The organism is Rathayibacter sp. CAU 1779, from assembly GCF_054551755.1.
Genome location: NZ_JBTOLK010000004.1, coordinates 1 through 18,633, shown reverse-complemented (window position 1 = coordinate 18,633; position 18,633 = coordinate 1). Strand labels below are relative to the sequence as shown.

The window sequence follows — 18,633 nt, the reverse complement described above, 5'->3', positions numbered from 1 at the left end:
AGCATGCGTCCACCGTTGACGTCGAGACGGACGGATGGGGCCGGTATCGCGGATGTGGGGGCGAGCCCGCTTTCTCATGGCTGGGGACGCAGAGTCGCGCGGCGCACCCGACACGAGTTGGAGGGTGTCGAAGCGTGCCGGAAATCGGAGGCACAGCGCGCCACGCCGCCATCCGCTCGCGACACGCGGCACACAAGACGAAACTCCGATTTTCAGCACGGACCGCCTGGAGACGGAGTGAGCACGGCCCGCCTGGAGACGGAGTGAGCACGGACCGCCTGGCGAGGGAGTCAGCACGCACTGCCTCGAGGTGCGCTCAGCGCACCCGCTGCTCCAGGTATGCGTCGAACGCCTCGGCGCTCGTCTTCTGCGGCGTGTAGCCCAGCACCGTCTTGAGGCGCGTGTTGTCGAGCACCGGCCGGTAGCGGAGGAATCCGACGCGCTCCGGTCCGTGCACCGTCAGGTGCAGTGCGTGTCCCACGCGCAGCACGCCTGCCAGCAGACGGGCGGGCACCGCGATCGTGCCCTTGCCGAGGCGGACCGCGATCTCGGGCACGGTCAGGCATCCGTCACCGGCGACGTTGAACGCTCCGGTGACGTCGCCCGTCGCGCCGGCCACGATCGCCCCGACCACGTCGTCCACCCACACGAACACGAACGGGCTGTCCGAACCGCGCACGACGAGGAGTCGTGGGGCATCCCACAGCGCCGTGATCTGGTTCTTCACCGTCGGCCCGAGGATCGTGCCGATGCGCAGCACGACCTGCCCGAGCTCCGGATGCTCCGTCCGATACTCGGCGAGCATCTCCTCCACGAGACGCTTGTGCCGCGAATAGCTGAACTCGTCGTTGCCGCGCACCGGGTCGTCCTCGGTGAGCCACTCGGAGTTGTCGGCGTGGTATCCGTAGGCCGCACCGGACGACGACACGACGATGCGCGTCACGCCGCCCGCGACGGCAGCCTCGAGCACGTTGCGGGTTCCACCGACGTCGACCCGGTACTCGATCTCTTCGCTGAGCGTGCCGGGGTTCACGATCGCCGCGAGGTGCACGATGGTGTCGATGTCGTGATGAGCGATGACGGATGCCACACTCGCCGCATTCGTGATGTCGCACGTCTCGTACACCGCGCCTTCGACCGGGTGCCCGGGGTTCCGGATGTCGCCAGCGACCACCACGTCAACGGCCGGATGTCCCGCAAGCGCGCGCACCGCGCTGGATCCGAGGAATCCGCTGCCGCCGGTGACCAGCACGCGCCTCATGCCGGATCCCCCTCGCTGCCGTCGCGTGCCGGCCCTGTCGATATCGCGCCACCACCACCACCGCCGGCCGGCCCTGTCGATACCGTGCCGCCGCCACCGCCGGTCGATCCCGCCGAATCCGCGGCGCTCCTCACCCCACCGCCGGCCGAAGCCGTCGCGCCGACCGAAGCCGTCGCGCCGACCGAAGCCGTCGCGCCGGCCGCGCCGCGGGCATCCTTCCGCTTCGTGTGCCACCCCCACAACGTCGCGACGATGAGACCGGCGATGATGTCCCAGATGCCCCACCAGCCGGCGACGACGGCCATGCCGCCGAGCCCGCCGAAGAACGTGAAGATGAGGCCGAGGCCCAGCGCCGAGTTGCGGATTCCCACCTCGAACGTGATGGCCTTGCGTTCCCGAACGCCGAGACCGCCGATCCGTGCGCTCGCGTACCCGAGTCCCAGCGCGACGGCGTCGTGCAGGAAGACGACGATCAGCACGACGCCGATCACCTCGACGAACACGGCCCAGTTGCCGGCGAGCGCCGCCACGATGAAACCGACGAGGCCGAGCAGGCTGATCCACCGTGCATACGGGTGCACACGGCCGGCGAACTTCGGCCATTTGTTCCGGATGAACAGCCCGAGCACGAACGGCACGCCGATCACGAGCAGGATCTCGAGCACCATCTGCACGACGTTGACGTTGACCTGCTCGAGGATGCCGCGCGCGGTCGGGTGCAGGTTGCCCCAGATGGCGACGTTGAGCGGCAGCACGAAGATGTAGATCACGTTCGAGACGGCGGTCATCGAGACGGACAGTGCCACGTTGCCGCCTGAGCGGTAGGTGAGCACCTGCGAGATGTTGCCCGGTGGGCAGCACGCCACGAGGATCATGCCGAGCGCGATGGATGCCTGAACGTTCAACAGCAGCGTCAGGCAGAACGTGACGGCGGGCAGGAGAACGATCTGGGCGACGAGCGCGATGATCATGGCCTTCGGGGCCTTGAGCACGGCCCTGAAGTCTTCGAGCTTCGTGTCCAGCGCGATGCCGAACATGATCAGTCCGAGTACGACGTCGAGGGCGATCAGCGATCCCGGCGCGAAGCTGACGCTGACGGAGTCGACGTTCATCGTGCGGCATCCTTCTGCGCTGCATCCTGTCGACCGGCGAGCTTCTGCGGCGACTGCTGCGCTGCATCCTGCCGACCGACGAGCTTCTGCGCCGACGTCTGCACTGCATCCTTCGGCGCCGCCGACGTCTGAGGTCCGTCCTTCACCGGCGGGCCCGGCTGCGCGTGTGCCGCCTGCGTGAGCGCGTCGCGGTGGGCGCGCACCTGGCGACGGTAAGCATCCTTGTTCACGTAGTACGACATCCGCTCGAGTCCGAGGTAGTGGTAGCCGCCACTGAGGTCCGGCCACGGCTTGGTGACGCGGTCTCGGAAAGCGGATGCCGCAGCCGGCATGTCTCGCACGCTCGCCAGGTAGGCGGCGAGCAGCTCGGCCTGTTCGGCACGCCCCTGCCAGCCGATCCCGGATGCCTCGATCATGCCGAGCACGTACAGCCCGTTGAATGAGGGCGGGAAGATGTTGAGGTAGAGCGACGGCGCGGCACCCGTCCAGTCGAGGTGCGTGCGGTCGACGAACGGATAGTCGAGCTTGTATCCCGTCGCGAGCATGACCAGGTCGTAGTCGTCGCTGCTGCCGTCGGCGAAGTGCACGGTGTCACCGTCGAACCGGTTGATGTCGGGCACGACGCGCAGATCGCCCTGTCCGAGGTGGTTGAGGACAAGCGTGTTGACGATGGGGTGCGACTCGTAGATGCGGTAGTCGGGCTTCGGGAATCCGAACTTCACCGGATCCCCGGTGAACGCCCGCAGCACCCGGGTGTCGATGAACTGCTTGATCGGTGCGGGGAGCGGACGTCCCTGGTTCAGAGTGTCGGACGGCTTGCCGAAGAGGTACCGCGGCACGAAGTAGTAGCCGCGACGCACGCTCAGGTCGACGGATGCGGCGTGGTGCACGGCATCCACGGCGATGTCGCAGCCGGAGTTGCCCGCCCCGATGATGAGCACGCGCTTTCCGTCGAACACCGATGCCTTCTTATATGCACTCGTGTGCATGAGTTCGCCGGTGAACTCTCCGCGGAAGGTCGGCACGTTCGGCTTCGACAGCGTGCCGTTGGCGAGCACGACGGATGCGTACCGCTCGGTCTTCGCCTCATCATCCGGTCCCTGGGCCGTCACGTCCCATCCGCTCGAGCCGGAGGCGTCGCCGTCGGCAGGCGTGACAGCTGTGACGGTCGTGGAGAAGCGGATGCGTCGCCGCAGGTCGTACGCGTCGGCATACGCCCGGAAGTACCGCATGAGCTCGCGATGGCCGGGATAGTCCGTCGTGGAGTCCATGGGGAACTCGGCGAACTCGGTCGTGGTGCGCGAGGAGATGAGGTGCGCGGACTCGTAGACGGTCGAACGCGGGTTGTCGATGTTCCAGAGACCGCCCACGTCGGCGCCGGCTTCGAAGACATCGACCTCGAACCCGGCCATCGTCAGTGCGCGGGCACCGGCCAGCCCGGAGGGGCCGGCACCGATGACGGCGATGTGCTGCACGAAAGGCTCCGTTATCTGCTGCCGCGTTCGGGTTTCGCGGCGACAAGCCAGCATAAAACGCCTGATGAAGCGCTGAAGAATCGAGAAGGCGCTGTCGATGGAACTCTCGGAAGCGACATAGCCGCCACAGAGGTGGAGTGTACTGAACCGCGGCATTCCGTTGCGACGCGTCGGGCGGCCGGTGTCGGCCGCGGCGTGTCGAGACGGAATGCCGCTGCACGGTACAGGGCCCGAATCGAGTGTGGGTGGTCACGGCTACCATGGGGGCGTGGTCACCGCCCTGTATCGCCGTTATCGGCCAGAGACATTCGCCGAGATGATCGGCCAGTCCCAGGTGACCGAGCCGCTCATGACGGCGCTGCGCACGAATCGCGTGAATCACGCCTACCTGTTCAGCGGCCCGCGCGGCTGCGGCAAGACGACGAGCGCGCGCATCCTGGCCCGTTGCCTGAACTGTGCGGAAGGCCCAACCGACACCCCGTGCGGAAAGTGCGAGAGCTGCATCGAGCTGGGTCGCGGGGGACAGGGATCCCTCGACGTCGTCGAGATCGACGCCGCCAGCCATAACGGTGTCGACGACGCTCGCGACATCCGCGAGCGCGCCATCTTCGCTCCGGCCCGCGACCGCTACAAGATCTTCATCCTCGACGAGGCGCACATGGTGACGCCGCAGGGCTTCAATGCGCTGCTCAAGATCGTCGAGGAGCCGCCGGAGCACGTGAAGTTCATCTTCGCGACCACCGAGCCCGACAAGGTGATCGGCACGATCCGTTCGCGCACCCATCACTATCCGTTCCGGCTCGTTCCGCCCGCGCAGATGCTCGACTACGTGCAGCAGCTCTGCGAGAGCGAGCACATGTCGGTGGCGCCCGGCGTGCTGCCGCTCGTCGTGCGTGCGGGCGGTGGATCCCCGCGTGACACTCTTTCGCTGCTCGATCAGCTGATCGCGGGCTCGGAGGGCGAGACCATCGAATACGAGCGTGCGGTCGCACTGCTCGGCTACACGCACGCGGCGTTGCTCGACGAGGTCGTGGATGCCATCGGCGCGCAGGATGCCGCCAGCGCGTTCGCCGCAGTGGACAGGGTCATCCAGACCGGGCAGGACCCGAGGCGATTCGTCGAAGACCTCCTCGAGCGCCTCCGCGACCTCATCATCGTGGCCGCCACGTCTCCGGATGCCGCAGCCGCCGTCCTCCGCGGCACCCCGCAGGAGGAACTGGACCGCATGTCGGTACAGGCACGCGCGTTCGGATCCGCCGAGCTCTCCCGCTGCGCGGACATCGTCAACGCCGCACTCACCGAGATGACCGGCGCGACCTCGCCCAGGCTTCATTTGGAACTGATGCTGGCCCGCATGCTGGTGCCGGCATCCGACGCCACCGAGCGCGGAGCGCTGGCACGTGTCGAGCGGCTGGAACGCCGGGTGGGCGTCGAGGGCTCGTCGGCGCCGGCCGGCGCGTCACCGCAGACTGCGGCCGCGGAACGTCCGGCTCCGGCCGCGGGGGCCCGGTCTCAGCAGACCTCCGCCCAGCCATCCGCTCCGGCTTCAGCTCCCGCCCGGGAGCAATCGGCCCCACCAGTCCGCGCGTCTTCTGCGCCGCTGACCGGCAAGGCCGCCGAGGCGGCATCGGTCGCGAACCACGCCGAGTCGGCGGCGGCAGCCTGGTCAGTGCGTGCGCCGAGTGCGGCATCCGTTCCCGCTTCCGCCGCTCCCGCGGCTTCGGCCACTGCCGCAGCGTCGGCACCTCCGGCAGCGTCGACGTCAACGGCGGCGACGGCACCCCCCGCACCGCCCGCCGACAGTTCCGCATCGCCCTCCGCGCCGACGCCGACAGCGGAGGCACCCTCCGCCGACGCCGCCGTCGCGCAAGCCGCAGCGTTCGCCGCAGCAGCGGCCGCCAAGAAGGGGTCCGCACCGTCAGTAGGCGGACCGGCATCCGCGTCGGGCTGGGCGACCCCCGGGGTGACCGACGATGCAGCCTCCCCCGCGATCGCACCCGTGACGACGCAGCAGGTCAAGGACGCGTGGCCGGAGATCCTGGAATCCGTCGAGGAGGCCAGCCGCACCGCGTGGACTGTCGTCTACACGGCGTCGGTCCGTTCGCTGGACGGCGACGTCCTCTCGCTCTCCTTCCCCAGCGCGAACGACGTGGACAGCTTCCGCGGAACGCCGGGGGCGACGGATGCCGCCAGCGAGGTGCTCCGCAACGCCATCGTCGACCTGCTCGGCGTCAAGGTGAAGTTCCTCGCCAAGGCGGCCGGACCGGACGGCGGCGCGGGAGGATCCGACGGCGGCGGCAGGCCCCAGAACGGTCCGAGCCGGAGCGGTCCGTCTCAGAACGATCCGACCAAGAACGATTCGACGAAGAGCAGTCGGACCCCGGACCGTTCGTCTCAGAACGGTCCGTCCCAGAACGGCCGGACCCAGAATGGTCCGGCCCAGGGAGCCCCCGCCGGGTCCGCGCCCACCGGGCTCAGCCCGACGAGGCCCGGTTCGGGGCCGCGCGATCCGGCACCGAGCGATCCGGCACCGAGCGATCCGGTGCGCGAGTCCTCGCCCCAGCCCCAGCGGGCGTCTCATCCGTCCGACGGCCCCCGCGCCGGAAGCGCGGCACGTCCAGCACCAACACGGTCTGCCGCATCGGGGGGATGGCCGACGGTCGCGATCCCCGGTGCCGCCACGGCCGTCCTGGAGCGCCCGGACGACGACGCGTCTTCTCCGCAGCAGCCGTTGCAGGAGCAGCAGTCGTCACAGGAGGAGCGGCCGGTTGCGGTGGCTCCGTCGCCGGCGCGCGTCGCCGAACCGGCGACGGCACGGGCCGGGCAGCGCGCGGGAGACGCCAGGCCGGCCGAGATGTCCACGGATACCGATGCCGACGGCTGGTACGTGGGTCCTGACGCGCCCGACGACGACGAACCGCCTTTCCCCGACGACGGCGAGAGCACGGCACGCGTCACGGGCGGCACGTCCGTCGGCGTCGGTGTCGTCGCGACTCACGGTGCGACATCCGCTCCCGCCGGTGGTGATGCGGCGACGCGGCCGACGGTGAAGGACGAACCGGATGGCCCTTCGGCCTCGGCGGACCCCGCCCGAGGCGAGCAGGGTCCAGCGAAGCGTAAGGCATCCGTCGGATTCCGCGAGCCGGCACGATACGGCGAGGCCGTCGTCCGCGAGCTGCTCGGTGCGAAGTTCATCGAGGAGCAAGAGGTGGCGCAGTCGGGTCAATCCGGCTCGTCCGGCTGGAACAGGTAGGAGGGCGCCATGTACGAGGGTGTCGTCCAAGACCTGATCGACGAGCTCGGTCGCCTGCCCGGCGTCGGGCCGAAGTCTGCGCAGCGCATCGCGTTCTACATCCTGCAGACCGAGAGCTACGACCCGTCCCGACTCGCGGATGTGCTCACCACCGTGCGCGACAAGGTGCGGTTCTGCGAGATCTGCGGCAACGTCAGCGAGCAGGCAACCTGCTCCATCTGCCGCGATCCGCGCCGCGACCAGAGCCTCATCTGCGTCGTCGAAGAGGCGAAGGATGTCGTCGCCATCGAGCGCACGCGCGAGTTCCGTGGCCTCTACCACGTGCTCGGCGGCGCGATCAGCCCGATCCAGGGCGTCGGACCGGACCAGCTGCGCATCCGTCAGCTGATGACCCGCCTCGCGGATGCCTCGGTGCGCGAGGTCATCATCGCCACGAACCCCAACGTGGAGGGCGAGGCGACGGCCGCCTACCTGAGCAGAATGCTCCAGGCGATGGAGGTGCGGGTCACCAGGCTGGCCTCCGGGCTGCCCGTCGGCGGCGACCTCGAGTATGCGGACGAAGTGACCCTGGGCCGCGCATTCGAGGGACGGCGTCTCGTCGGCTGACGAGCACCACTCGACACGGCGAATAGCCCAGAATCGGCGAGAAGTAGGCCCAACCGTCGCACTACAGTCGTAACGGCGGGGCCATGAAGCACCTGGTCGACGGGTCCTGTCAGTGACATCGGGGGGATGCACGATGAGCGATCCGCAGTCCACGCCGTCGAGCGGCGACGAACGGCGCGACGGCGGCGCGCCGGGTGCGCCCGACGCCCACGACGCATCGTCGACACCGGCGGCCGCTTCCGCTGCGAGCGATCCATCTCCGGCGTCTGCCGCCTCGCCGTCCGCCGCGCAGCCACTGTCGACCCCTGCACTCGGCGGGGGAGGATCCACGCGGTCCAGAGTTCCGGCCTGGCTCGTCTGGGTCATCGCTCTGCTAATCGCTCTCGTCTTCGGGTTCGGCGCAGGGTGGTTCGGTGCGTGGATCTCCGGCGAACACACCTCCGCCTCCACGGGGTCCACCGGAACGGCGAGCGGATCTGCGGGAGGCTCCTGCAACTCCGTGACAGTCGCCGACGAGGTGCTCCCCACCATCGTCACCATCAACGTCTCGGCGTCCGCCGGCAGCAGCGTGGGGAGCGGGGAGATCATCCGCCACGACGGTTACATCGTGACCAACAATCACGTCATCTCCGCCGCGGCGAACGGCGGCGCTGTCACCGTGACCTTCTCGAACGGCCACACCGAGCAGGCGAAGATCGTGGGACGCGATCCGCAGTCCGATCTCGCCGTGCTCAAGGTGAGCGCCGACTCCCAGCTGCCGACGATCGAGCTCGGCAACAGCGAGAAGGTCGTCGTCGGGCAGCCCGTCGTGGCCTTGGGCGCACCGCTGGGGCTCTCCAGCACGGTGACCGCCGGCATCGTGAGTGCCCTCGGACGCAACGTGCCGGTGCCGAGTGACAATGGGACGACGGCCATCCTGGCCGGTGCGATCCAGACGGATGCCTCCATCAACCCCGGCAATTCCGGAGGCGCCCTCGTGGACTGCCGCGGGCATCTCATCGGCGTGAACACGGCCATCTCGACCGTGCCGAACTCCGAGGGTGTGGGCGGCGGCGGATCCGTGGGCATCGGCTTCGCCATTCCGGTCAACCTCGCCATCCGCATCTCGAATCAGCTCATCGAGACGGGCGAGGTCGCGTATCCGTACTTCGGCGTCGAGGTCACCCCGATCCCGGCTGCGGTCGCGGAACGGTGGGGGATCGAGGACGGTCTCTACATCCAGTACGTCGACCCGAAGGGATCCGCCGCTGCAGCAGGCCTGCAGGTGGGTGACATCGTGACGAAGATCGACGGACGACCAGCCACGAACTCCGACGTGATCACCGAGCTCATGCTGACCAGAAAGGCCGGCGACCGGGTTCAGATCACGTACGTGCGCGACGGCACGGAGCACACGGTGACGGCGACCCTGGTGTCCGGGCCGTAGCGTCGGTCCACCCACCCAGGCGAATTCCTGGCGCGTTCGGTCGCTACACGTCGGTCTAGCGACAGTTCGGGCCAGGAACTCGGGGTTGGCCTGCAGCGACGACGGCCGCGCGGATGGGCCGTCAGGCCTCGCGCAACCAGATCCGCATGTCGGCGACGTCGCGGTTGGCCCAGGCGAAGTACGGGATGCCGGTCAGCACGTCCCCGGATGCGGTGCCGACACTCACCGTGACCAGGCCGGGCACCGTGTCGGGTCCCGCGATCGGGATGCCGGCAGCGTCCACGGCACCGGACGAGTCGGCGAGCCCGGCTGAGGCGTCGGCACCCGCCCCGACACCGCCGTCCGTGACGGATCCGGCATCCGCGATGACGTCGTCGAGCACCAGGCCGTCCGGCTGGTCGACCGCCTCGAACGCGTAGACCAGCGGCCCGCGCTCGATCGCGAGCGAGCCGCGCAGGTCGTCGACGCGCGGATGCGGTCGTACGATCCGCGGAGCCATCGGCAGGTCCAGAAGGAGCACGTCGCCGGGTGCGAACGAGCGTGTGACCGTGGCGTAGCCGCCGGAAGCGACCTCTGTGCCGTCAAGCGTGGCACCCGCCGCCCAGGATGGAATGCGCAGGCTCAGCGTGACGGCCGCATCCGGTGCAGCGTCGACGGTGACGCGCACGGCGCCGTCGAACGGATAGCCGGTCTCCACGGTCAGCGTCAGCTCGCCGGCATCCGTCACCGCGCGCACGGTTCTCGGCACGTACTGATGCAGCTGCACGCCGTCCGCAGAGGACGTGGCGACGTATCCGCCGAGGCTGGACAGCGTGCGCATCACGTTCGGCGGGCAGCAGGCGCAGCCGAACCAGCGGTGGCGTCCGCCGACCGCGGAGCGCTCGTCGTCCGCGTGCGAGTCCTCGCGCACCTGCAGCGTGTTGACATAGAAGTAGTCGCCGCCGCGCAGGGACACGCCGGGCAGGAACGCGTTGTACAGCATCCGCTCGATCTGGTCCGCGTACGACGCCTCGCCGGTGGCCAGCAGCATGCGCCAAGCCCACTGGATGGCGCCGATCGCGGCGCACGTCTCGGCGTAGGCGCGGTCGGACGGCAGCTCGAACGGGTCGCCGAACGACTCGCCCTCCCAGCGCGAACCGAGTCCGCCGGTGAGGTACTGCTTGGTCTCGGCCATGTGGGCGTACTGGCCCGCTAGCGTCGACACGAGCTCGCTGTCCGACGTCTCAATGGCAACGTCCGCTGCCCCCGTCGCGAGGTAGACGGCGCGCACGGCGTGTCCCTCGACTGTCGTCGCCTCGCGCACCGGAACGCGGTCGGAGAGGTAGGTCGCGTTGCCGCCGAAACGCTCGAGGGTGCGGTGGCCGCGGGCATCGACGAACCATTCCGCGAGGTCGAGGTAGTCGCGCGTTCCGGTCTCGCGGTAGAGCTCGACGAGGGCCGTCTCGATGACCGGATGACCGTCCACATCGCCGGCAGACCCCGTCGCGGAGCGCGGTCCGAACTCGCGCACCAGGTGGTCGGCCACGCGGATCGCGACGTTCAGCAGCTCGTCGTGCCCGGTCGCCCGCTTCTGCGCGACGGCGGCCTGGATGAGGTGGCCTGCGCAGTAGTGCTCGTGGTCGCGTTCCGGGTGTCCGTACCGTCTCCCCTCCCGCACCGGCACGACGGTGTTGAGGTATCCGTCGTCGTCCTGGGCGGCGGCGACCAGCTCGGTGATGGCCAGCTGGTCCTGCAGCAACTGCTCGTTCGGCTCACGTCCGTACTCCCACGCGGCGGCTTCCAGCCACTTGTACACGTCGGAGTCGGCGAAGATCGGGCCGATCACCTCGCCCTTTGCCCGACCGGCGGCGACCTCGAAGTTGTGCAGGTTGCCTGCATCGCCCAGCTGGCGCAGGCCGTCGGGGATCGACACGTCACGGTTCACGTGCTGTCGGCCGAGCCAGAATCCCTCGCCGATGCGCACGTCCGAGACGCCGAGAGGTCGAAGCGTCGTCGGTGCAAGCGGATGCGCGGGGCCGGGGATGCCGTCGGTGCGGCGGACAGTGTCGTACGTGGTGTCGGTCACGGGATCCTCGTCAAGGTGAAGGAATGTTCCGGAAACGTTCTGGAATGGGTTCAAATCTAACGATCGCCCCACACCCGGTCAAGGAGAAGTGCCCTGATATCGTGAGGAATGTACGGTTCCTGGTGGCACGGAAAGTGTTTCCGAGTCCGGTCGATGGGTGCCTGGACAGAGTGCGGAGGGCTGCGATGCAACAGACGCCGAGCGCGGTGCCCGCGTCACGACTCGTGCGTGTCGCGGATGTGGCAGCGGAGGCCGGTGTGTCGCCTGCGACGGTGTCCAAGGTGCTGGGCAACACCGGGCAGCTGCGCGATGACACGAGGCAGCGCGTGCGGGAGGCCGCGGAACGCCTCGGATTCAGGGCGCGCCCACGCGAGAGCGAGTCGACCGGCAGCATCACCGTCGCGCTGCTCACCGGCGACTCGGTCGGACGCTTCAGCCTCCCGATCCTGCTCGGCGCCGAGAACGCGCTCAGCCTGGGGCAGATCATGGTGCTGCTCTGCGACACCCGCGACGATCCGCTTCGCGAGCAGTACTACCTGGAGCGCCTCGCTGAGCAGAACGTCGACGGCGTCATCGTGACCGGCGGGCCGACGAGTCCGCGGCCGAGCCTTCGCACCGAGCTCCCCGTCGTGTACGCGCACGCACCGTCGATCCGCGACGGCGACACGTCCGTCATCACCGACGACGAGCGGGGCGTGCGCCTCGTGTTCGACCACCTCACCAGCCTGGGGCGGGAGCGCATCGCGCACGTGACGGGACCATCCGATCAGCGCAGCGCGCGCGTCCGAGGGGATGCCACGCTCGCGGCGGCCGACGCGAGCGGCCGCTCCCTCACGCATGAGCCCCTCTTCGGTGCGTGGACGGAGGCGTGGGGCAGGGCTGCGGCGGACATCCTGCTCGACCACGCGGACACGACACCGGATGCCATCACCTGCGGCAACGACCAGATCGCCCGCGGAGTGGCAGAACGGCTGCGCGAACGCGGTGTCGGGGTGCCCGACGACATCGCGATCACCGGATTCGACGACTGGGACGTCGTCGTCGAGGGATGCCGTCCGCCGCTCACCACGGTCGACAGACGACTGGGCGAGATCGGCCGGCGGTCTGCGGAGATGCTGCTGGACGCGATCGGCGGCACAGCGCATCCGGGAATCGAGCTCGTGGAGCCGCGGCTCGTCACGCGCGGCTCGACGCTCGGCGCGGTCTGAGCCGGAACGCGGTGCGATCAGGCGGCTCGCTCGCCGCCGACGGGCATCGTGGATGCGCGCACCACGAGCTTCGGAGGCACCGGCATCCCGGCCGCGCCCTCTTCACCGCCCAACCGCGCCAACAGTGCCGACATGGCGCGTCGCCCGAGCTCCGCGAAGTCTTGGCGGATGGTGGTGAGCGGCGGGAGGTAGTGCGCGGCCTCTGGCACGTCGTCGAACCCGACGACGGACAGGTCGGCAGGGACGCGCACCCTGCGCTCCGCCGCCGCGTGGATGAGGCCGAGCGCCATCTGGTCGTTGGCGCAGAACACGGCGGTCACGTCGTGCTCCCGCAGCGTCTGGTACGCGAGGTAGCCGGACTCGGCGGTCCAGTCGCCAGGCACGACGACAACCGGCTCGATCCCGGATGCGGCGAGCGTCTCACCGAACGCCCGTGAGCGCGCCTGTCCGTCGACCCAGTCAGAGGGTCCGGCGACCATCGCGATACGGGTGTGCCCCAGCGACAGCAGGTGCCGGGTCGCGAGAGTGGCCCCGAGGGCGTTGTCGACGGAGAGACCGAGATCGGCGGGCACTCGGTCGGACTGCAGCAGCGCGATCGGGATGGGGGTGCGCAGTGAGGCGATCACCTCGGCGGTGCGGGCATGCGGGGCCAGCACGACGATCCCCTCGACGTTCTCGTCGATCAGGTGCTCGATCGCATCCCGCAGGGAGGCCTCGTCCAGCGTGCGCGGGCTGGCGAGCAGGGTGGCGTATCCGCGCTCGCGGGCGGCATCCTCGAAGGCGGCCACGATGCTGGTCGGCCCGAAATACGATCCGTACACGCTGGCCACCACGCCGACGGTCTGGCTGCGGCTCGTGACGAGCCGCCGTGCCGCCTTGTTGGGCCGGTAGCCGAGCTCGGCCATCGCGGCGACGATTCGCTCCCTGGTCTCCTGGCGGATGTTGGGGTGGTCGTTCAGCACGCGCGAGACCGTCTGATAGGACACTCCCGCCACGCGTGCCACGTCGCGGATGCTCGGTGCCCGTCGACTCGGTTCCCGTGGAGTCGGTTCCCGTGGAGTCGGTTCCCGTGGAGTCGGTGGTCGTCGACTGTCGGTGCTCGCGGCCATAGCGAGAGGGTACCGGGTCGGGCTGTGACCGTTTCGTGCGATATCCGCGCAGGCGGCTCGCCTTTGGCTGCCCGTCGTGCACGCTCGGCCGAGCGGGCGGATACCGCCCTGGCTATACTCCTCAAGCGAAACGGTCACATCGGTCGCGTCGACGCGACACGGACGGAGGAGCCCCATGTCCCCCCACCCCATCGACGGCGCAGCCCTCGACGACGACCCGGCAGTAGCGCGAACCCGAGCGGAGGTCGCGGCGCTGCACGCAGAGCTCGTCCGGTACGGACTCGTCGTGTGGACGGGCGGCAACGTGTCGGGGCGTGTGCCGGGCGCCGACCTCTTCGTGATCAAGCCGTCCGGCGTCTCGTACGACGACCTCCGACCTGCGAACATGATCCTCTGCGACCTCGACGGCAACGTCGTGCCCGGCACCCTCGGCAGCGACCGCTCACCGTCCAGCGACACCGCCGCGCACGCCTACGTGTACCGCAACCTGCCGGAGGTCGGCGGGGTCGTGCACACGCACTCCACGTACGCCGTCGCGTGGGCGGCGCGCGGCGAGGAGATCCCGTGCGTCATCACGGCGATGGCCGACGAGTTCGGCGGACCTATCCCGGTCGGGCCGTTCGCGATCATCGGAGACGACTCCATCGGCCGCGGCATCGTGCAGACGCTGAGCGGGCACCGCAGCCGTGCCGTCCTCATGCGGAACCACGGCCCGTTCACCATCGGCGTCAGCTCGAAGGACGCCGTCAAGGCCGCCGTCATGGTGGAGGATGTCGCCCGCACCGTGCACATCGCCCGCCAGGGCGGCGAGCTGATCCCCATCCCTCAGGAGGCGATCGACAGCCTGTACGACCGGTATCAGAACGTGTACGGCCAGGCGACGGATGCCCGCAGGAGCGACTCGTGAGCGCCGCCGGCACCGAGCGCACCGAACAGGCGAAGGACCTCGAAGCGCGAGACGTCGCGTCGAACAGCGCAGAGACCTCCCCTGTCGTGGAACCCGCGGCAGACGTCATCCGCTCCGGCCGCGCCGTGCTCGGCATCGAGCTCGGGTCGACCCGCATCAAGGCCTGCCTGATCGGAGACGACCCGTCCGTGACGATCGCGTCGGGCAGTCACTCGTGGGAGAACCGCTTCGTCGACCGCAGGTGGACCTACACGCTCGACGACGTCTGGTCCGGGTTGCGAGCCGCGTACGCCGACCTCGTCGCGGATGTTCGTCGGCGATACGACGCCGAACTCGCCTCGCTGCGTGCCATCGGCGTGTCCGCGATGATGCACGGATACCTGCCGTTCGACGCATCCGGCGAGCTGCTCGTGCCGTTCCGCACGTGGCGCAACACGACGACGGGCGCGGCGGCAGCCGAGCTCAGCGAGCTGTTCGGCGTGAACATCCCGCTGCGGTGGTCGGTCGCGCACTACCGGCAGGCCGTGCTGGATGCCGAGCCTCACGTTCCGCATGTCGCCTTCCTCACGACGCTGGCCGGTTACGTGCACTGGAAACTGACCGGATGTCGGGTGCTCGGCGTCGGCGACGCCTCCGGCATGTTCCCGATCGACTCCGCGACGGGCACCTACGACGCGGACCTGCTCGCCCGCTTCGACGCGCTGACCGCGGGTTCAGACCTTCTCGCCGACCTCCTCCCCGAGGTGCTCAGTGCCGGCGATCCTGCCGGCGAGCTCACCGCAGAGGGCGCGGCGCTGCTGGATCCGTCGGGGGCGCTGCGACCGGGCATCCCGCTGTGTCCGCCGGAGGGCGACGCCGGCACCGGCATGGTCGCGACGAACGCCGTCGCGCCGCGCACCGGCAACGTGAGCGCCGGCACGAGCATCTTCGCCATGGTCGTGCTCGAGCGTGCGCTCGCCGCATCCCACGAGGAACTCGACCTTGTGACCACGCCGTCCGGCGACCCGGTCGCCATGGTGCACTGCAACAACGGAGCCAGCGAGCTGGCCGAGTGGGTCGGGCTCTTCGAGCGCTTCGCGGGGCTGGCAGGGGCATCCGTCGACTCCGACCGCGTCTTCGAGCTGCTGTTCCGCGAGGCGCTGGACGGCGAAGCGGATGCCGGCGGCCTTCTCGCCTACAACTACCTGGCCGGCGAGCCGGTCACCGGCACCACGGAGGGACGTCCGCTCTTCGTACGCACCCCTGACAGCCGCTTCACGCTCGCCAACGTGATGCGCGCCCAGCTCTACGGAGTGTTCGGCACGCTGAGCCTCGGCATGCGCGTTCTCGCCGACGAGGGCGTCGCCCTGGATCGGATGCACGCCCACGGCGGCATCTTCCGCACGGCCGGGGTGGCGCAGGGCATCCTCGCCGCGGCACTGGACGCTCCGGTCGCCGTCGCGGAGACGGCGGCCGAGGGTGGCGCGTGGGGGATCGCGGTGCTCGCGGCGTACCTGGCCGCCGGCGGTGCGGCATCCGGGTCCTCGCTCGCGGACTACCTGAACGACACGGTGTTCCGGGATGCCGAGTCCGCCGTCGTCGCCCCCGACCCGGCGGACGTGGCCGGCTTCGCCGACTACCTCGACCGCTATCGGGCGGGCCTCGCCATCGAACGAGCAGCAGCAGATGCCCTCTGACCCCTCCTCCGCCCGAGGGTGCCCGTTCCTCCGCCCGAGAGTGTCCATTCCTCCTCCCGAGGGTGTCCATTCCTCCGCCCGAGGGTGCCCGTTCCTCCCCTCGAGCGTTCCTGTTCCTCCTCCCGAGGGTGCCTGTTCCTCCGCCCGAGGGTGCCCGTTCCTCCGCCCGAGGGTGCCTGTTCCTCCGCCCGAGGGTGCCTGTTCCTCCGCCCGAGGGTGCCTGTTCCTCCCCTCGAGAGTTCCCGTTCTTCTCAGCCCTGTGCTCCGCTGCGACGCTTCCCTCGGCGTCAGACCACGCGGTGCGCACGTGGGTGCGGAGTGAACGCCGCAACATCCGCCATCCGCTCCATCAGTAAGGAAATCCCATGACCCGCACCCCGCTCACCACTTCGCTCGATGGTTACGAGGTCTGGTTCCTCACCGGGAGCCAGCATCTCTACGGTCCGGAGACGCTCGCCCAGGTGGCAGACCAGTCGCGCGCCATCGCCGACCATCTGGGCGCCTCCGCCGACGTGCCCGTCCGCATCGTCTGGAAGCCCGTGCTCACGGGATCGGACGAGATCCGCCGCGTCGCCCTCGACGCCAATGCCGACGACTCCGTGATCGGCGTCATCGCCTGGATGCACACCTTCAGCCCCGCGAAGATGTGGATCGCCGGCCTCGACGCCCTGCAGAAGCCGCTGCTGCACCTGCACACGCAGGCCAACGTTGCGCTGCCATGGGCTGACATCGACTTCGATTTCATGAACCTCAATCAGGCGGCGCACGGGGACCGCGAGTTCGGATACATCCAGTCGCGCCTGGGCGTGGCCCGCACCACGGTCGTCGGACACGTCAGCGACCCGGCGGTGAGCGGTCGCGTCGGGATCTGGACGCGCGCGGCCGCCGGATACGCGGCATCCCGCTCTCTCAAGCTCGCCCGCTTCGGCGACAACATGCGCTTCGTCGCGGTCACCGAGGGCGACAAGACCGAGGCCGAGCACGTGTTCGGCGTGCAGGTGAACACGTGGGGCGTGAACGAGCTCGCAGATGCCGTCGCTGGGGCATCCGAGTCCGACATCGACGCGCTCGTGGCCGAGTACGAAGAGCTCTACGACGTCGTGCCGGAGCTGCGCCGCGGGGGAGAGCGGCATCGGTCGCTGCGGGATGGCGCCGCCATCGAACTCGGACTGCGTTTGTTCCTCGAGGATGGCGGCTTCGGCGCCTTCACGACCAACTTCGAAGACCTCGGCTCGCTCAAGCAACTGCCAGGCCTCGCCGTGCAGCGGCTCATGGCCGAGGGGTACGGATTCGGCGCCGAGGGTGACTGGAAGACGGCCGTGCTCGTGCGCATCGCCAACGTGATGGGCGCCGGGCTGCCGGGCGGGGCATCCCTCATGGAGGACTACACGTACGACCTGACCCCCGGGCAGGAGCGCATCCTCGGCGCCCACATGCTCGAGGTGAGCCCGTCCCTGACCACGTCGAAGCCGACGCTCGAGATCCACCCGCTGGGCATCGGCGGCAAGGACGACCCGGTGCGGCTCGTCTTCAACGCGGATGCCGGTCCCGCGGTCGTCGTGGCCCTCTCCGACATGCGCGACCGCTTCCGTCTGACCGCGAACGTGGTCGAGGTCGTGGCTCCGAGCGAGCCGTTGCCCAAGCTGCCGGTCGGACGCGCCGTCTGGATCCCCGAGCCCGACTTCCGCACGTCGGCCTGGGCCTGGCTGCAGGCCGGCGCCGCCCACCACACGGTCATGACGAACGCCGTCGGCATCGAGGCCTGGGAGGACTACGCACGGATGTCGGGCACCGAGCTCGTCGTCATCGACAAGGACACACGTCCGCGCGAGTTCGAGCAGCAGCTGCACTGGAGTGCCGCGTACTACCGGCTCGCGCGCGGGATCTAGAGGACTGCGCGGCCACGTTGCATGTGGCCCGCGTCCTCTGCTCGGGTCGCGTGTGCCGGGCTTGCGTGCGCTCATGTCGCGAGCGCCCGTGTCGCCGAAACCGGAGTGTTCGCGCTCTCGCGACGGGGACCGGAGGATTCCGCCGGTCCCCGTCGCCGCCTCCGGTTCTCAGAGCTTCCGCCACGTCGGTGGCCTGGTCCAGCGGGGCAGCCGACAGCGGTGCGTGTCGGCCTCGATGCGGGTGGATGCCGCGACACGCCCGGGCTGCGACCGCGATTTGCCGCCCCCCGCCCATCCTGCGTAAAGTACTTACTTGTCACCCCAAAGGTGCGGAAAGCGAAAAGCTTCCGGCCTCAAGCGGGACGATCCTCAGCCGAAGAGCTACTCCTCCTGGAGGAGAGAACCACTGGCTTGAGGGCAAACATCCACCAGCGTTCCACATCCTGAACCTCGTGTTCGACGCGTGGCCCGTTCGGTGGACGAAGGGAAGTTACTCCGACAAGTAGGCCGAGGGGCCGATGGTCGGGTGTGTCCGATCCTTGAGAACTCAACAGCGTGCACTATGTCATATGCCAATTTATCCTCGTCACTGGCATCGGCCTTTTTGGTTGGTGTTGGTGTTGGGATTCCTTTGGATTAGATATTT

General features: G+C 69.2%; 12 protein-coding genes. 7 read left to right on the top strand and 5 right to left on the bottom strand.

The features are described 5' to 3' along the window. Window positions 1-316: 316 nt before the first annotated feature. Genes ACX9R5_RS16365 through ACX9R5_RS16355 form a run of 3 tightly spaced genes read right to left on the bottom strand, consistent with a single transcriptional unit; the run spans window position 317 to window position 3,848 of the window. On the bottom strand, window positions 317-1,261 hold the full coding sequence (locus tag ACX9R5_RS16365) for an NAD-dependent epimerase/dehydratase family protein (RefSeq protein WP_459410123.1): 945 nt from the start codon (window positions 1,259-1,261) through the stop codon (window positions 317-319). Beyond that, window positions 1,258-2,373 (bottom strand): bile acid:sodium symporter family protein, encoded by a 1,116-nt coding sequence (locus ACX9R5_RS16360; RefSeq protein WP_459410122.1) that lies wholly within the window; start codon window positions 2,371-2,373, stop codon window positions 1,258-1,260. The genes ACX9R5_RS16365 and ACX9R5_RS16360 overlap by 4 nt, the downstream gene beginning before the upstream one ends. Further along, the gene (locus tag ACX9R5_RS16355; protein ID WP_459410121.1) at window positions 2,370-3,848 is read right to left on the bottom strand and encodes a flavin-containing monooxygenase; all 1,479 of its coding nucleotides are present in this window, start codon (window positions 3,846-3,848) and stop codon (window positions 2,370-2,372) included. The genes ACX9R5_RS16360 and ACX9R5_RS16355 overlap by 4 nt, the downstream gene beginning before the upstream one ends. 268 nt (window positions 3,849-4,116) lie before the next feature. Here ACX9R5_RS16355 and ACX9R5_RS16350 point away from each other — a divergent pair, with 268 nt between their 5' ends. The 3 genes from ACX9R5_RS16350 (at window position 4,117) to ACX9R5_RS16340 (ending at window position 9,133) form a co-directional block, all read left to right on the top strand. Beyond that, the gene (locus tag ACX9R5_RS16350) at window positions 4,117-7,101 is read left to right on the top strand and encodes a DNA polymerase III subunit gamma and tau (RefSeq protein ID WP_459410120.1); all 2,985 of its coding nucleotides are present in this window, start codon (window positions 4,117-4,119) and stop codon (window positions 7,099-7,101) included. A gap of 9 nt (window positions 7,102-7,110) precedes the next feature. Then, on the top strand, window positions 7,111-7,707 hold the full coding sequence (gene recR / locus ACX9R5_RS16345) for a recombination mediator RecR (RefSeq protein WP_459410119.1): 597 nt from the start codon (window positions 7,111-7,113) through the stop codon (window positions 7,705-7,707). Window positions 7,708-7,840: 133 nt separating this feature from the next. Then, the gene (locus ACX9R5_RS16340) at window positions 7,841-9,133 is read left to right on the top strand and encodes a S1C family serine protease (RefSeq protein ID WP_459410118.1); all 1,293 of its coding nucleotides are present in this window, start codon (window positions 7,841-7,843) and stop codon (window positions 9,131-9,133) included. Window positions 9,134-9,254: 121 nt separating this feature from the next. On the opposite strand, the gene ACX9R5_RS16335 is transcribed toward ACX9R5_RS16340, so the two are convergent. Beyond that, window positions 9,255-11,198 carry a glycoside hydrolase family 127 protein gene (locus tag ACX9R5_RS16335; protein ID WP_459410117.1) on the bottom strand — a complete coding sequence of 648 codons (1,944 nt, stop codon included), beginning with the start codon at window positions 11,196-11,198 and terminating at the stop codon, window positions 9,255-9,257. A gap of 185 nt (window positions 11,199-11,383) precedes the next feature. On the opposite strand from ACX9R5_RS16335, the gene ACX9R5_RS16330 reads away from it, so the two are divergent. Beyond that, window positions 11,384-12,406, top strand: coding sequence for a LacI family DNA-binding transcriptional regulator (locus ACX9R5_RS16330; RefSeq protein WP_459410116.1), 1,023 nt, complete (start codon window positions 11,384-11,386; stop codon window positions 12,404-12,406). Between the two features lie 17 nt (window positions 12,407-12,423). On the opposite strand, the gene ACX9R5_RS16325 is transcribed toward ACX9R5_RS16330, so the two are convergent. Next, entirely contained in the window at window positions 12,424-13,410 is a 987-nt protein-coding gene (locus tag ACX9R5_RS16325) for a LacI family DNA-binding transcriptional regulator (RefSeq protein ID WP_459410115.1), read from the bottom strand. A 280-nt stretch (window positions 13,411-13,690) separates the two neighbouring features. Between ACX9R5_RS16325 and ACX9R5_RS16320 the strand changes: the two genes are divergently transcribed. The 3 genes from ACX9R5_RS16320 (at window position 13,691) to araA (ending at window position 17,987) form a co-directional block, all read left to right on the top strand. Then, a complete protein-coding gene (locus ACX9R5_RS16320; protein WP_459410114.1) occupies window positions 13,691-14,422 on the top strand; it encodes an L-ribulose-5-phosphate 4-epimerase in 732 nt (243 codons plus the stop codon). A gap of 86 nt (window positions 14,423-14,508) precedes the next feature. Then, window positions 14,509-16,098 (top strand): xylulokinase, encoded by a 1,590-nt coding sequence (locus ACX9R5_RS16315; protein WP_459410365.1) that lies wholly within the window; start codon window positions 14,509-14,511, stop codon window positions 16,096-16,098. Between the two features lie 365 nt (window positions 16,099-16,463). Beyond that, entirely contained in the window at window positions 16,464-17,987 is a 1,524-nt protein-coding gene (gene araA, locus ACX9R5_RS16310; RefSeq protein ID WP_459410113.1) for an L-arabinose isomerase, read from the top strand. Window positions 17,988-18,633: the final 646 nt, after the last annotated feature.

Coding starts and splice junctions, on each gene's coding strand:
- ACX9R5_RS16365 (WP_459410123.1), bottom strand. CDS start 1,261: ATGAGGCGCGTGCTGGTCACCGGCGGCAGCGGATTCCTCGGATCCAGC.
- ACX9R5_RS16360 (WP_459410122.1), bottom strand. CDS start 2,373: ATGAACGTCGACTCCGTCAGCGTCAGCTTCGCGCCGGGATCGCTGATC.
- recR (WP_459410119.1), top strand. CDS start 7,111: ATGTACGAGGGTGTCGTCCAAGACCTGATCGACGAGCTCGGTCGCCTG.
- ACX9R5_RS16340 (WP_459410118.1), top strand. CDS start 7,841: ATGAGCGATCCGCAGTCCACGCCGTCGAGCGGCGACGAACGGCGCGAC.
- ACX9R5_RS16330 (WP_459410116.1), top strand. CDS start 11,384: ATGCAACAGACGCCGAGCGCGGTGCCCGCGTCACGACTCGTGCGTGTC.
- ACX9R5_RS16320 (WP_459410114.1), top strand. CDS start 13,691: ATGTCCCCCCACCCCATCGACGGCGCAGCCCTCGACGACGACCCGGCA.
- araA (WP_459410113.1), top strand. CDS start 16,464: ATGACCCGCACCCCGCTCACCACTTCGCTCGATGGTTACGAGGTCTGG.